The following is a 16726-nucleotide window of genomic DNA, read 5'->3' on the forward strand; positions in this document are numbered from 1 at the left end:
TTTTATACCTTATTTTTTATATCATTAACTACTATATTATCAGGAACTTGCTCATAGCAGGCAAAATGCATACTATACTGCGCCCTCCCCTGAGATACAGAACGCAAATCCTTCACATATCCAAACATTTTTCCAAGAGGAATAAAAGCCGTTATCAATTTAGCATTATTACGATCTTGCATCTCTAATATTCTACCTCTCCTACTATTAACATCTCCTATCACATCACCCATATATTCCTCAGGAGTAATAATTTCAACACGCATAACTGGCTCAAGTAATATGGATCCACCTTTACTCATCATATCTCTAAACGCACCTTTAGCAGCTAATTCAAATGCTAGTGGACTTGAATCAACTTCATGAAAAGCCCCATCAAATAAAGTAGCCTTAAAATCAATTACCGGGAATCCCGCTATTACACCATTTTCTTTAGCAATTTCTAACCCATTTTGCACACCAGGTATATATTCTTTAGGGATCGCTCCTCCAGTAATTTTACTTTCAAAAACAAACCCAGATCCTGGAGATAATGGCTCAAATAATATATTAACTTTAGCAAATTGACCAGCTCCACCTGTTTGTTTTTTGTGAATATACTCAACTTCAACAGACTTTGTAATAGTTTCGCGATATGCGACTTGAGGAGCTCCTATATTAGCTAATACATTAAACTCTCGCTTCATCCTATCAACTATTACTTCTAGATGCAATTCACCCATACCTCTTAAGATTGTTTGACCACTTTCATTATTTATAAACATTCTCAATGAAGGATCCTCAGCAACCAATCTACTTAATGCCACTCCCATTTTTTCTTGATCAGCAGCGGATTTAGGTTCTATTGCTATCTCCATTACAGGCTCTGGAAAATCCATCCGCTCTAAAATAATAGGAAAATCTACCGCACATAAAGTATCACCTGTAGTAGTTTTCTTAAGACCTGCCAAAGCAACTATATCTCCTGCCTTTGCCTCCGATATATCCTCTCTGTTATTAGCATGCATCAATAAAATTCTTCCTATAGACTCTGTAGTATTTTTTATAGAGTTTAATACTGACATTTTACTTGTTAATTTACCAGAATATATTCTTATAAAAGTCAAGCTACCAACAAATTTATCCGCCATAACTTTAAAAGCTAATGCAACAAACTTCTCATTTACAGAAGATTTTATAGATATCATTTCATCTAAATTTTTAACATTACTACCTTCAATCATATTAACATCATCAGGTGCAGGCAGAAAATCAACTACAGCATCTAATAAAGGTTGTATACCCTTATTTTTAAAAGCAGAACCACATAAAACAGGAACAAATTTTGACTGAACTACACCTGTACGTATACATCCTTTTAACAAGGAAACAGGTATATCACTTCCCTCAAAATATAATTTCATTGCCTCATCATCAAATTCAACAGCATTTTCTAAAAGCTGTGCTCTATATTTTTTTACTTGATCAAGCATATCATCAGGAATCCCCTGATATGTAAACTTTGCTCCAAGAGAATCCTCTTCCCAAATAATAGAATGCATCTCTATTAAATCTACTACTCCGATAAAATTTTTATCAATACCTATTGGCAACTGTAAAACTAAGGGACGAGAACCAAGCTTCTGAATTATCATATCAACACATCTATCAAAATCTGCTCCTACCCTATCCATCTTATTCACAAAGCAAATCCTAGGAACATTATATTTGTCAGCTTGCCTCCACACCGTCTCTGATTGAGGTTCAACACCAGCTACACCATCAAAAACAGCAATTGCTCCATCTAATACCCTAAGCGATCTTTCGACCTCTACTGTAAAATCAACATGACCAGGAGTATCAATAATATTTATCTTATGATTATTCCAAAAGCATGTTGTGGCTGCAGATGTAATAGTGATTCCACGTTCTTTTTCCTGTTCCATCCAATCCATTGAAGCAGCACCCTCGTGTACTTCACCTATTCTATTTTGTTTGCCTGTATAAAAAAGTATACGCTCCGTAGTAGTAGTTTTTCCGGCATCTATATGAGCCATAATACCTATATTTCTACATTTAGATAAACAACTATCTCCCACTTATTCCTCTTTCTGTTTATTTAATTAAATTTAAAATGCGAAAAAGCTTTATTAGCTTCAGCCATTTTATACTTTTCTTCACGAATTCTATACGCTCCACCACGCTTATTACAAGACTCTAATAATTCGTGACATAAACATTCCATATACGTCTTATTACTACGCTTCCTACTTGTACACGCAGCTCTAGAAATCCACCTTAATGCCAATGAAATAGATCTATCTTCCCTTACTTCAACAGGAATCTGATAAGTCACACCACCTATCCTACGAGAACGAACCTCCATTTGCGGCATAACATTATTTAAAGCATTATTAAAAATGGTAATACCACTTTCACCAAAACGAGACTCTGCTAAATCTAAAGCACCATATACTATCTTTTCAGCCAAAGATTTCTTACCGCAGCGCATTACTACATTTATAAAACGCGCCAATAACACACTATTATATTTTGAATCAGGAACTATGATCCTTCTATTAACCTTACGACGACGTGACATATACTACCATTTAGCTACTCTTTTTAACTCCATATTTTGATCTTGATTTCTTTCTACCATTTACCCCTTTAGTATCCAATGCACCACGAATTATATGATAACGTACACCTGGTAAATCTTTTACGCGACCACCCCTAATCAAAACCACTGAATGCTCCTGTAAGTTATGGCCTTCCCCAGGTATATAAGCTATTACTTCATTCCCATAACCAGATATTTTTACTCTAGCAACTTTACGCAACGCTGAATTAGGCTTTCTAGGAGTTGTGGTATAAACCTTAACACACACCGCCCTCTTTTGAGGATTATGCTGAAGAGCAGGTGCCTTATTCACAGAAGCACGAGACTTCCTAGGATTACGCACTAATTGATTTATAGTAGGCATACATCAACAACCTTATTTAATAAAAAATACTATCCCAGATTCAAATAATAGAAATACTATTACTTATAAAATAATCATCGATTCCAGTCAATACATAATTTAATATTTTATTTATATTTACTTACATGATATTTTTTTTGCGATACTTTCATTTAATATTTTTAATTGATATACCTCATTATTATTTACATCATAATACTTTACATGTGAGTATTTTGTATTTACATTAACAATTGTAAACCCAAAGTTTTTAACACTTTGAATACTATCTGCAATAAAGTTGCCAATTTTTACATTATGCATCTTTAATAATTTTACATTATCAAGTTTAGTACCACTATTACCTACTATTATTTGAGTTACAATATTATCTTTCATTTTCATTCTTAATATTTGCCCTATGTGAACATGTCCAGAGACTATTGCCAATAAATTTCTAGGTAAAAGATTACTAAAAGCTTTCACTTGTAATAAACTCCCATAATACGGAACATTTCTTCTTTCAATATAACTCCACAAAGGACGATGTGTTAACAGCCACATAGGAGATTCATGGTGTAACTTATTTAAAAACCTGCTTCTAACATTTTTAATATCTTGCTTAGAAAATAACATTTCACTAATATTTGAAGAATCATATATGTAAAAATTCAGATCACCTATACCTAATTGCTTTGGAGTAAAAATCCAAGAATCAACAATATTCTTACATAATGCCTTATCTACATCAACAAAAGAACTTGCACTTAAATACCTAAACCATCCCCTATAAGCTCTATTACAATCTTCATGATTGCCTCGTACAAATATAAAAGGTGCCTTTTTTGATAATAATTTAGATGGATCTAACCAATCAAGCTTCCAAGTATTAAAATTATCTCCATACACTCCTTTGTTACATTTTGTATTGTCACTACAACTCTTTTCTCTATATAAATAATCTCCTACATGTATCACTAAATCAGGATTATGTTGTGATACTTGATATAAAATTCTTTCTAATGGCCATTTATCTTGCGATTTACAATTTTGTTCATAATATAATGATATTCTACATCCTGTATCACCTATTATTGCAATTTTTTTTATTTTATTGGGAATAGCAGGTACTATATTAGTATTTACTTTTATTATCTTCGCAGTATTAGATATCACCGCTTCACATACTTTATTATTAAAAACTGCACTTTTATTATATACAGGCAATGCTCTAACACTCATTCTTCTTATTTTGGAATCAACATTAATTTTTGGACAATCATCTTCTGCGGAAATTATTGCTCTAACACTTAAATTGTTATTACTTACTACCTGCGACCACACAAATAACACATCTGCTTTGACATACATATTAGAAAAATATATCATTAAAGACAATAAAAATGCTAACACCTTCATAAAGCCTCATTAATAAATAATTCATTACATCTTTAGATTAATAAAAATTATTACTTTTAATATTAAATAATCAAATGCAACCTCAATATCACAATGAGACAACAAACAACAATATATTTAGCACTATTATTTAATGTATTAAACATCAATAATTTTTGATTTTATCAAAGTTTTTTAACTAATAAATCTTAATTTATAAAACATTTCATTATCTTCATAATAAAAACCTGCAATTTTGCTTCCTTATAAACCCTAGATTCTTCTATATAGCAGAATATTGATGAATTAACGAATTCAGTTATAAAAATGATACCTATCATTCTTAGTCAACATACAAATAAGCACAACCTAGTTAACCTATCGCTTCTTCTCTTTTATTACGCTAACACTTAATATATTACATAAAGCGCTTATTTTGCAGAACTAATAATTACAAGCCAATTGCAATAAAGCAATAAAAAGTATTCATTTGAATACATTAAAAATACTATTAAAATATATTAGGTTAATTTCACTAATTAATTTAATAATTCCCCATTATAGGCATAATATGCCATATTAATACAAGAATAGAAGTATTTATACCAAATTATGTATTAAATGTTTTTTGTTTGTAATGGAAATTATATGTGGTATCCTAAAAAATAATTAACTTATTTAATTTTTTGATATTTACATGAATTTTAATGCAGATAGTTTTTTATTCATACCTTTAGGTGGAGTAGGAAAAATAGGTATGAATGTTACTCTATACCATTTTCAAGAAAAATGGATAATGGTTGATTTGGGCGCAGGATTCGCTGATACCGAAATTATGCCAGGCATTAACATGATTGTTGCTGACATTAGTTTTATAAAAAAACATCGTAAAAATTTACTTGGTATTATTCTAACACATGCTCATGAAGATCATCTTGGAGCGGTACAATATTTATGGGAAGATTTAAGATGTCCAGTATATACAACAAGATTTACAGCAATATTTCTTAAATCAAAATTAAAAGAATTCTCTTTAGAAGTTCCAATTAAAGAAGTGAATACTTCTCAAGAACTAGTTCTTAAGCCCTTTACCATAGAATTTATAAATATGACACATTCTATACCAGAAATGCATTCGCTTGCTATTCATACTAATGTAGGAAGCATTTTACACACAGGAGATTGGAAATTAGATAACTCGCCTGTCATTGGTCCTACCTCTAATGTGGAAAAACTTAAACAGCTTGGCAAGAATGGACTATTAGCAGTTGTATGTGACTCAACAAACATATTTACTAAAGGAAAGTCTGGATCAGAAGGGGATTTATATAATAGCTTGTTCAATATAATACAAAATAGTACTCAAAGAGTAGCTGTATCTTTATTTGCTTCTAATGTTGCCAGAATTTATACATTTATTAAAATATCCCAACAACTAGATAGACATGTAGTCATCTTAGGAAAATCTCTTATCAGAATTGTACAAGTTGCAAAAGACAGCGGGTATTTAAATGATGTGCCAGATTTTATAACCCAGGAACAAGCAAGACAATTGCCAAAAAATAAAGTACTTTATATTTGCACAGGATGTCAAGGAGAACCGCTTGCAGCAACTGCAAAATTATCAAATAATGCTCACAGAATGGTTACGTTAGAAAGCGGAGATACAATTATTTTTTCGTCTAAAATTATTCCTGGAAATGATAAGAGAATATTCAATGTCTTTAATCGTTTTGTTAATATGAACGTTAAAGTAATAACAGAATTTATGGATCATGTACATGTATCAGGCCATCCTTCAAGAGATGATATTATTACAATGTATTCACTTACCAATCCTAAATTGTGCATACCAGTTCATGGAGAATACATACACATGTATGAACATGCAAAAGTAGCACAAGAATGCGGTATAAAAAATCATGTTATTCCTAACCCAGGAGATGTTATTGACATAGTATTAGGCAAAAAAATCGATTCCGTACAATCTGGTTACTTTGGCGTTGATGGCCACTTTTTCCATCATCCTGAAGGTAAAGTAATGTCAATGCGTAGAAAAATGAAAAATGCAGGTATTATTATTATAATACTCATTATGAATAAAAAAAATCAATTACTCAAAGACCCATCTATCATTGCACCTGGAGTATTAGACGAAATAAAAGATAAAGCACTCATAAAAAAAGTAATTAAAACAATAAATTCTAAGTTTTATGCAAATAAAGTACAAAATATTAAAAGTTATATTAAAAACATAGTTTTCAATGCTCTAAAATATGATATACAAAATGTACCAGTTATTGAAGTGCAAATAGAATACTTGCTATAAGTGGTAAAGAATAAATATACTACAAAAAAACTATGTTCCATCGCTTCTTATTGTTATTATTCTTTTTGACAGCATTAAGTGCTGCTCCTAATAAATCGTATAGCAAACTTAAAATCGATATCACTAGAGGAAACACAGAAAATATTTCCATAGGAATCGTTCCTTTTCACTTTACAACAAATCTTGAAAATGAAATTGGGCAAAACATTATAAAGGTAATAAAAAATAACTTAGTTAATACCGGAATATTTGATGTGGTTACTCAGTACGTAAATGACCTTAATATTAATTCTGAAGCATTGCCAACTTCATCTTTATGGAAAATATTAAAAAAAGATATATTAATTACTGGAAGCGTTAAAGAAGATAAGCAAAATAAAATAGAAGTTAAATTTCGTATATGGGACATTGCTCTCAGTAAAGAACTTTCAGGTCAATCTTTGACTTTTATTATAACAAATTGGCGACGTGCTGCACATGCTGTTTCAGATAACATATATCACAGGCTTACTGGTGAGGATGGTTATTTTAATACCAAAATAGTATATATTGCTGAAACTTTATCTCCAAGAACAAGAAAAATCGCTATAATGGATCAAGATGGTGAGAATAATATTTATCTCACAAGTGGATATAATTTTCTATCAACACCAAGATTTTCCCCTAGTGGCACTGATATTGTATATATGACCTACGTTAAAAATAAAGGAAAAATTATCATAAAAAACTTGAATACTGGATCATCAACTATATTAGGAAGCTTTAATGGGATAAGTTCCTCGCCAAGATTTTCTCCTGATGGAAAATCAGTACTATTATCAGAATCTATATATGGACAGACAAACATATACTCTATTACTGTTAAGGATAGAAAAGTGAGTAAGTTAACAGATAATAAATTCATTAATACATCTGCATCATATTCTCCCGATAAAAAGTTTATAGTATTTAACTCTGATAGGAATGGATCACAACAATTATATATAATGAATGCTGATGGTAAAAATCAGCATAGAATAAGTTTTGGCAAAGGTAGATATGCAACACCAGTATGGTCTCCCAGGGGTGATTGGATTGCTTTTACTAAAATTTTATCTGGTAATTTTTACATAGGAGTTATAAAACCAGATGGGACCTCAGAAAGGTTATTAGCAGAGGGCTACATAGTTGAAGGCCCAACATGGTCCCCTAATGGAAGAATTATTCTTTTTACACAACAAGATCATCCATCTGCAAAATCTTATCTTCAATCAAGGCTTATGTCTATAGATTTAACTGGTATAAATAAAAAAGTAATAAACACCCCAACTAACGCTTCTAGCGCGCATTGGTCTAATTAAATTAGATAATAATAATACTATTATTACTTGCATAGATGTATAATATATGCAATATATTTAATAGTGTTGTTATTGTTTTATTTAATGGTTATTACCGCACAAAAGTTGCAAGATCTTTATAAAAAGATACGCAAATATTTTATAAATAAATGTTTGTGTACTTACACTAGTGCAAAGATATTAGGATATAAGATCTTTAACTTAAATAATAGTAGTTTTACATATCAAGTCGGTAACTTGCTTGAGTTATCAAGGGTGGTAATACTTATTAGCACATATGCAATAAAATTGATAACGCACTATATCTTGCACAAATTGCCTTCAAAATTTACAGTAAGTATTTTGACATTAGCGTTGTATTTTCATATCTTACAGAGTTGGTTAATACATAAGCTAATAGGAAATGTTTTACATACCTTTCATGTTAATGCTCAAAATTTTAAAGTTAAGCTTATAAAATTAATTAAACATAACATTAAACCTATGCCCTTATAAGCAAGTATAAAGTTAGCATGAATATTTCTAGTTTTGAAGGCAAGAGTTATGGTACATCATGTTATTTTGGCAAGGTATGTATAGAGTTATGTTCAAGTTTCTCGAATTATTCATTGTAAAATAATAAAGCATTCTGTCCGCTGTTCTTCACACATTATTAAATGTATACTGGCTTGCAGGTATTAAATTTTTCCAGTACTTATATGCATAATATTATTACTTCATGCATATTCTATATGACTAAAATCAATAACATTAATACTCCATAATCGTTAATATAGCACTCTAAATTATTAAATAATCTTAACATTTAGATTTTACTACAACACTTTACCATAGAATCTAAAGTTAATTTATAGTGGCACCATAATGAATCATAAATCAAGATACCCTAATAAATTAAGTAATATCTCCACCCGCTATTAGTTCCTGTACTAATTCACAAAACTTATTGCCTCGTTCTTCAAAATTATTCCATTGATCCCAAGAAGAACAAGCTGGAGATAATAATATTACAGCTTCTTGCATATCCTCTATTGCAAATGCATACGCAGTTTGAACTGCAATATCTAAATTATAACATTTAATATAACTTATACCATAATCTTTCATTACATTTTCTAATTTAATTATTGATTCACCTATTAAAAAGGCTTTTTTAACACGATCAAAATATATTTTTAATTCAGAAATTCCCATATCTTTACTTCTACCACCAACAATCCAATATATATTCTGATAAGACATTAATGCTCTTTTAGTTGCAGAAGCATTGGTTGCCTTACTGTCATTAACAAAAAAAACATTATGCATCTTTCCTACTAACTGATTTCTATGTTTTAAACCTTTAAAAGTTTCCATAGCACTAATAATTACATCATCTGATACACCAAAATGTTTTGCAACAGCATAACTAGCAGCAAAATTCTCTAAATTACTCTTTTTATTAACACATAATTTACCAACTTTCAGTGCTTTATCTCCTACATATAAGTAATCATCAATAAAGGATATCCCTTCATCTAACTTAACAGTAGAAGAAAATGCTATCTTATTACCCGTAATATTTCTAAATACTGCATTAGTAATATCATTATCATAATTTATTATAGATAATTTACTATAATTTAGTACTTTAATTTTTACCGAAGTATAATTTATCATATCGCCATAAATATCTATATGATCTGCTGTAATATTAAGTAATACAGCAACATCTATATTAATAACATTTAATAAACTTATCTGCTGAGAAGACAATTCTAACACATAGATCTCTGCATCAGGATCAAGTGTTAAAGCACCTTTGCCTATATTTCCCCCCACTGCAACATTAATTTTAGCACATTTAAAAATCCACCCTATTAATTCAGTTGTAGTAGACTTACCATTAGTACCAGTAATGCAAACAAACTTTGATTTTTTCTGTGCTTGATAAAGTAACTCTATATCAGAAATTATAGGACAATTATGATATTTTGCTAACTTAACAATCCAATGTTGTTTATCTCCAAAATAAGATATTCCAGGACTTAAAATTAAACTTGAAATTTCATTCCAATTATATTCATTAGGATTAATGCAGCAACAGTTTACTGACATTTCCATATCTTTTAATACAGATATATTATCATCCCATAAAAATACTTGTGCCCCACTTAAAGACAAAGATTTCATTGCGGAAGTTCCTGTTATGCCTAATCCAAAAACTGCTACTTTTTTTCCATTATAATGCGGTAACAAAATCATATTGCATAAACTATAATAGTCCCGTATAAGATAAGTATATAGCAATATTCCATAAACACTTGCATAAAATAAATATATCAATAGCAACTTTTTAGTTGACTATCTCTATGTAAATGTAACATACTAAATGTAAATTATAGATTAACAAAACGATATATGGGTCTTTTGAATATTTTTTTACTCAACATATTATCTACCAGCTTTTAGTGCTTATCTCCCACATATGATCAATACCAGCCTTTAGTGCTTATCTCCTACATATGATCAATACAAGATATCCTAACTAAATTAGAAAATAACCCTATGGTGCTCACACATAAAACATATAATAGTATTTTACAAATACTTCACAAAAACATATATCAATAAACCTTTAGTTGATTTATCACATAGGTTTTATATTTAACAATTATCTAACATACAAAATAATGTAAATTATATACTCAAAATTATAATAACTATTTAGACATTTCTTTAAAATTAAAAAATAATCAGCTATTATATCAATAACTTTATCATACTGTAACTTTATGGAAGATATCTCTTTAATTAGTAATAGAACCATCGCATTAATACCTTTTTACGGTGTTAGTGATGATACTTTATTTAAAGCATGTACACAGTTAAATATGCCTAACAACTTCTGCAAATTTGCTAACGGTATTAATGATGTTATAACCTATATGCATACAGAATTAGAAAAATTTATTACTTTTAATTTTGAAAATACTGAAAATATCAAAAATTTTAAAACTCGTGACAAAATTAAACACTGCATAAATTTATGTTTATTATATTATGAGACATTACCAAATTTTAGGGAATTAATTAAAAGTATACTATACTTTTTCAGTTCTCCATATAATATCTGTTTTGCAACACAGTGCGTATTTAGAATAAGTAGCAATATTTGGTATATATCAGGAGATACATCAACAGATTTCAATTATTATACTAAAAGATTAACTCTAGGCACAATTTACATATCTACATTAATATATTTCATAAATGATTTCTCTGATAATCATGTCAATACCTTATCATTTGTAGATAAACGTATCAATAATATACTAGCATTCCATAAATTTAAATCACGTATAAAAAATTTTACACGGATAATAATATATTTAACGTGAAATTTTAATTAAGTAACTTATATATACTTCTTTAATCATAAAGAAAAGATTTTGATTATTATTTTTTTATGATATAAGTTAAACTTATCCATCTCATACCAAGTTTATGTATAAACGGTTACAATCTATAATAAAATCAAGCTTTTCTTTGCCACAACTTCTAGGACATGATTCTCTTCACAAACATGAATTAAAAAATAAACACAACTCACAAGTTACCTTAAAATTAACATCTTTTAGTGATTCAATAGTTAATCTCATTTTTCGCATAAAAGGCAACCACAAAATTAATGATGCCGTAAAAGTATCATGGGGACCATTATTTATAGGATTAATAATTATTATTATATTTTTCGGTTTCTTTGGTATATGGGCTGCAACAGCACCATTAGATGGCGCGGTTATTGCTACTGGTGAAGTTATGTCTTCACTTAACCGACAAATTGTACAACATTTCGAAGGAGGAATTATAAAAAAAATTTCAGTACAAGAAGGAGAAATAGTACAAAAAAATCAACCACTTATTTATTTAAACGATACAGCCGCTAAAGCAAACTTATCAATACTACAAGAAAGAATGTTAGTGTTGTTATCAACAGAAGCCAGATTAATTGCAATTAAAAATAACCTTAACAACATTACTTTTCCATCTAAAGTGTATACATTATCAGATAAAAAAACTGTAGATAAAGTTCTAAATAATCAACAACAATTATTTTTATCACATAGAAAAAGTATCTTTGGAAAAATAAAGATATTAAAACAACGCATCAAACAACTAAAACAAGAATTAAGCGGACTATCGGCACAATTAACAGCAGAAACAAAGCAATATACTCTTATTAAAGAGGAGCTAGATACAAAAAAGAAACTTCTTAAAAGCGGATATATAAGCAAACCTTACATACTTAATCTTGAACGCTTATATGCAGAAGCTCAAGGTAAATTAGGCCACATTAAAGCTGTAATTGCAAGTACACAACAAAAAGTTGGGGAAAATCAATTAGAAATAATAAATATTATTAATAATATGCAAGATAAAAATAATATAGAATTAAAAGAAACAGATTCTGCAATTGTAGATTTAAAAGAAAGATTAAGAGCAGCTAAAGATGTATTAACGCGTACAATAGTTAGATCTCCTCAAAATGGTGTTGTTACAGGATTAAAGTATCATACTGAAGGCGGAGTAATATCTCCTGGTAGCAATATTATGGATATAGTGCCGATTAATGAAGATTTAGTCATTGAAGCTAAAATTCCTACAAGAAATATTGAAGAAATTCTTGCAGCACAATCAAATCCAAGAAATATAATTTCGAACAATAAATATACAGGACTTAAAGCAAAAGTCAGGTTAAGTGCTTATAATATTAGAAAATTCGGACTTGCTAATGGTATAATGACACAAGTTTCTGCAGATGCTTTTAGTGAATATAATGGTACAAGATATTATTTAACACGAGTTGTTATTCCAAAATCCTTACAGCTTGGTAAATTTAAAAAAATAAAACTATACCCTGGTATGCCAGCAGAAGTATTCATTATTACTCAATCACGAACTCTATTAAATTACTTATTAACACCTATCACTAGCACATTTGAAAAAGCATTTAAAGAAAGGTAATATTGCTATATCCTATACATCAATTCTACTTATAAATCAGCTATCAGTAGGTTATTATACATGTAGAACAAATCGCGAAAAATATATGTAATGGGTGATATAGCATCATATCCAGGAAAATTAAAGTGAATACTGACAGGATTTGCAGAATCTGCTATTGCATGTCATGATATATATCGTGTTATACTTAATACTTCATTAAATTTTCAGTTATAATATTTACATTAAGAATGCTTATCAATATCCTCAGATAATTTATGCCATATGTATTTTAATTAAAAGTTACTTAGCAATATTCAAAACAGATAAGGACGATACTATTAAATGCATTATACACACTACCAATCCATATAAAAAAATTAGGTATTAAAATTACTCATTTGTATGAAATTATTTTAATAGCAATGCTGGCTTATATATAAAAAATATATTACCAATAAAAATGTATCTTTTAATTTAACTATATTATACTTACTTTTTTTTGTACCTATATTTTCTTGTCAAGAATTACAAATTTAATTTTCAAAATCTAAACTTTTAATACAATATTTGTTACTACATTATCACCTTATGACACTTGCTTAATATTATTCATCTATAAATACTAAAAAATCATAAGAGTTTATCATTATTAGAGGACAACTAATTACATTAGTAGTATCTCTATCCATACATACACTAAATTTAACAATAATGCGTGTAATAATACTCAAGTATTATCGCATATATTAAATATATAATTAAGCTAAAGAATAATCAACAATGATTAATTATTCATCCTATTTTCTTTGATCTTATCATGCTGAAAAATTTGACACAATATCATAACACATATCAATCCTACTATAACTATAGTTAATGCATAAGGTGCAGCATCCATATATCTTTCATCTCCGACAAGCTCGTATATACGCGTAGCCATAGTTTCAAAATTAAATGGCCTTATTACTAAAGTTGCCGATAATTCTTTAATTGTTTCAATAAATACCAGTAAAAAGCCTACTAATATACTTTTCTTCAACATTGGAATATGCACATTAAAACACGTTGATATTACACCATGCCCCATTAAAGCAGAAGACCAATCTATCTCTCTAGGAATTTTATTAAATCCAGATTCAATTGGCCCTAACGCACCAGCAAAAAAGCTAAAAGTATAAGTATATAATAATCCAACTATCGTACCTATAATAGTAACATTAAAAAAATATGCACTAATTACTTGTGATAGCTTACCAAATAAAACCATAACACTTATTGCAATAATAGTATTTGGAATTGCATATCCCATAGTAATAAATCTTATAAAATAAGACAAAAATTTGTTATTACGTATTATGTATGACACTACAATAGATATTGCAATAGTAATAACAGATGTCATTAATGCTATATTGATACTATTAAAAATAACAACATAGAATCTCATATTACCCACTAATGTATGCAATCTTTCCATAGTCCAATAAATTAATGGTAATACAGGGAGAATAAATCCCATAAATACAGGTAATAAGCAAATAAAATATATTAACATAATAGATGTCATATTACTAACATTCCATCTATGATAATAACCTGTATTCATTTTAATTGAAGTATAGGATGCTTCATCTCTACGAAAGAATTTCTCTACTACAATTAAAAAAAACACAAAACATAACGCTATAATCGCAAGAATACATGCAGAATACTTATCATGTAATAAAAACCAATGACGATATATTCCTGTAGTAAGGGTGTTAATTGTTAAAAACTGAGGAGTCCCAAAATCAGAAATGACTTCCATCAATACTAATGCAGTACCAGCAACTATAGTTGGACGCACTGCTGGTATCACTATAGACACAAGAATCTTATATCTGGAGCAACATAAAGTTGTAGCAACTGCTACTGTACTTCTTATCATTATCAACGCTGTCCTTGTTAACATATATACATAAGGATATAAGTTAAACCCAATAATAATAATCCCCCAATATATTGATTTAACATCTGGAAAATAATAGTCGCCTTTATTCCAATGAAATAATTCTCTTAAGAAACTTTGTACTGGACCAGCAAACCCAAAAATATTAACATATACATATGCTACTATATACCCTGGTATTGATAATGGTAAAAAAAGCGCAACTTCAAAAAATCTACGACCTGGAAATGAATAATAGGTAATAACCCATGCACTCATTACTCCAATAATTAATACTATTAATCCTACGCCTACCATTAGGACAATAGTATTAACTGTATATTCAGGCAATAAAACAGTAAATATATTAAGCTTTTCATTTCTTACAAAAACAACCGATATTAAAGAAAATATCGGCAATGTAAATAGCATTGTTAAGGTAAATATAAATAAATTCCTTAAAAAATTTACCATCAATACTTTTCTTTTATTTTATTAGTTAGCTATTCTACTCTCTTATATTACATTATATCCAGAAATTTTACTAAAGCATCGAAAAAATTTATTATAACATATCGCTATAATGTACAGTATACCACTCATAATTCTAACACAATAAACATGTACACTTAATAAAAGTAATTTAATAAATAACATTACATAATCCAAATGCCCATTATTGAGTAATTTTAAAGCTCAGATTAAAATACTTATATAATATTACGATTAGTATAAATGCAAATCTCAGCAGCTATTTTCATAGATGTAGTTACTATCCATAATATTCTAAGCTCACTACATTTTCAATGTTAACAATCTTAATGCATTTGCGATAAAACATATTTATATTCCAAAATGATTATTGTAATTTTAAAGCGTATATATATCATCCCCATTTGCTATGGATTTTATATCTATTACAATACCTGACATTAAATCATCCATCTATTGTGTCATTCTCATATAAATTACAATGTATTAATATTACATAATATTTCCAAATTAAATATAGCCTTTATACAAGACAACACTTGCATATGCCATAGCATTTACTACCTTAAACATATTTTAAAAATATAAGTATTAAATAATCATCAACAATACCTTCTCCATCACGTAATAAAACTAATTTTTTAACAACATGTATTATATCATCTTTAGTTAAGACTGTTATATCATCACTATAAAGTTGAAATATTTCTATAAAAAACTATTGAAGAATATAGGTACTATGATATATATCATCAATATCACCTATTATAATGTCTTTTGTTATGCATAAACACAGTGTATTCTTACGAATAATGCATTGGTTAATGGCTATAATAATAATATTTTTGATAATTGTAGGTTTATACATGACAGCAATAGCACCTAGTAACACAAAAAGTGTCTTGTATAGTGCACACAAGGCTTTAGGCATTATATCCATGGTGTTAATTATGATAAGAATTGTTTCCCGTCTTTCATCAAAGATACCTCCATATTCTGAAGTAATTGCACCATTCTTTATTATAGCTTCTAGATTTGTACATATATTGTTATATGTCTTTATGATAGTCATGCCCTTGTCTGGATATATGATGTCATCAGCTTCAAATAAGCCAATTACAATGATATTTTTTGATTTTCCATTAATATTGCCTACAAATAAAAATTTAGCTTTTGTATTTCATAAAATTCATATTTTATCTGCATATACACTAATTATCTTAATAATACTACATATCTTAGGAGCATTAAAACATCTAATAATAAACAAAGACAATATCTTTCAGCGTATTACATAAACAAATTT

Annotated in this window: 11 protein-coding genes; 5 read left to right on the forward strand and 6 right to left on the reverse strand. The window is 28.8% G+C overall.

All coding sequences use genetic code 11. The features are described from left to right. Positions 1-2 precede the first annotated feature (2 nt). The 4 genes from fusA to HL033_RS01200 form a co-directional block, all read right to left on the reverse strand. Complete coding sequence (gene fusA / locus HL033_RS01185; protein WP_218194472.1) at positions 3-2036, reverse strand: elongation factor G; 2034 nt, start codon at positions 2034-2036, stop codon at positions 3-5. A gap of 62 nt (positions 2037-2098) precedes the next feature. Continuing rightward, complete coding sequence (gene rpsG / locus HL033_RS01190) at positions 2099-2581, reverse strand: 30S ribosomal protein S7 (RefSeq protein ID WP_218194283.1); 483 nt, start codon at positions 2579-2581, stop codon at positions 2099-2101. 10 nt (positions 2582-2591) lie between these two features. After that, positions 2592-2966 carry a 30S ribosomal protein S12 gene (gene rpsL, locus HL033_RS01195; protein WP_218194284.1) on the reverse strand — a complete coding sequence of 125 codons (375 nt, stop codon included), beginning with the start codon at positions 2964-2966 and terminating at the stop codon, positions 2592-2594. A gap of 117 nt (positions 2967-3083) precedes the next feature. Next, the gene (locus HL033_RS01200; RefSeq protein WP_218194285.1) at positions 3084-4364 is read right to left on the reverse strand and encodes a metallophosphoesterase; all 1281 of its coding nucleotides are present in this window, start codon (positions 4362-4364) and stop codon (positions 3084-3086) included. Positions 4365-5040: 676 nt separating this feature from the next. Here HL033_RS01200 and HL033_RS01205 point away from each other — a divergent pair. Together HL033_RS01205 and tolB are read left to right on the forward strand one after the other, a co-directional pair. Further along, positions 5041-6672 (forward strand): ribonuclease J, encoded by a 1632-nt coding sequence (locus tag HL033_RS01205; RefSeq protein WP_218194286.1) that lies wholly within the window; start codon positions 5041-5043, stop codon positions 6670-6672. A 32-nt stretch (positions 6673-6704) separates the two neighbouring features. Next, positions 6705-8012, forward strand: coding sequence for a Tol-Pal system beta propeller repeat protein TolB (tolB, locus tag HL033_RS01210; RefSeq protein WP_218194287.1), 1308 nt, complete (start codon positions 6705-6707; stop codon positions 8010-8012). A gap of 894 nt (positions 8013-8906) precedes the next feature. Here tolB and murD read toward each other — a convergent pair. Then, on the reverse strand, positions 8907-10256 hold the full coding sequence (gene murD, locus HL033_RS01215; protein ID WP_218194288.1) for a UDP-N-acetylmuramoyl-L-alanine--D-glutamate ligase: 1350 nt from the start codon (positions 10254-10256) through the stop codon (positions 8907-8909). Between the two features lie 530 nt (positions 10257-10786). Here murD and HL033_RS01220 point away from each other — a divergent pair. Beyond that, entirely contained in the window at positions 10787-11392 is a 606-nt protein-coding gene (locus tag HL033_RS01220; RefSeq protein WP_255323776.1) for a COQ9 family protein, read from the forward strand. 106 nt (positions 11393-11498) lie between these two features. Beyond that, complete coding sequence (locus tag HL033_RS01225; protein ID WP_218194289.1) at positions 11499-13019, forward strand: HlyD family type I secretion periplasmic adaptor subunit; 1521 nt, start codon at positions 11499-11501, stop codon at positions 13017-13019. A gap of 766 nt (positions 13020-13785) precedes the next feature. Here HL033_RS01225 and HL033_RS01230 read toward each other — a convergent pair. Next, positions 13786-15405, reverse strand: coding sequence for an ABC transporter permease (locus tag HL033_RS01230; RefSeq protein ID WP_410522103.1), 1620 nt, complete (start codon positions 15403-15405; stop codon positions 13786-13788). Positions 15406-16244: 839 nt separating this feature from the next. Here HL033_RS01230 and HL033_RS01235 point away from each other — a divergent pair. Beyond that, a complete protein-coding gene (locus HL033_RS01235; RefSeq protein WP_246575352.1) occupies positions 16245-16718 on the forward strand; it encodes a cytochrome b in 474 nt (157 codons plus the stop codon). Positions 16719-16726: the final 8 nt, after the last annotated feature.

The organism is Neoehrlichia mikurensis, assembly GCF_019186785.1.
GTDB lineage: Bacteria > Pseudomonadota > Alphaproteobacteria > Rickettsiales > Anaplasmataceae > Neoehrlichia > Neoehrlichia mikurensis.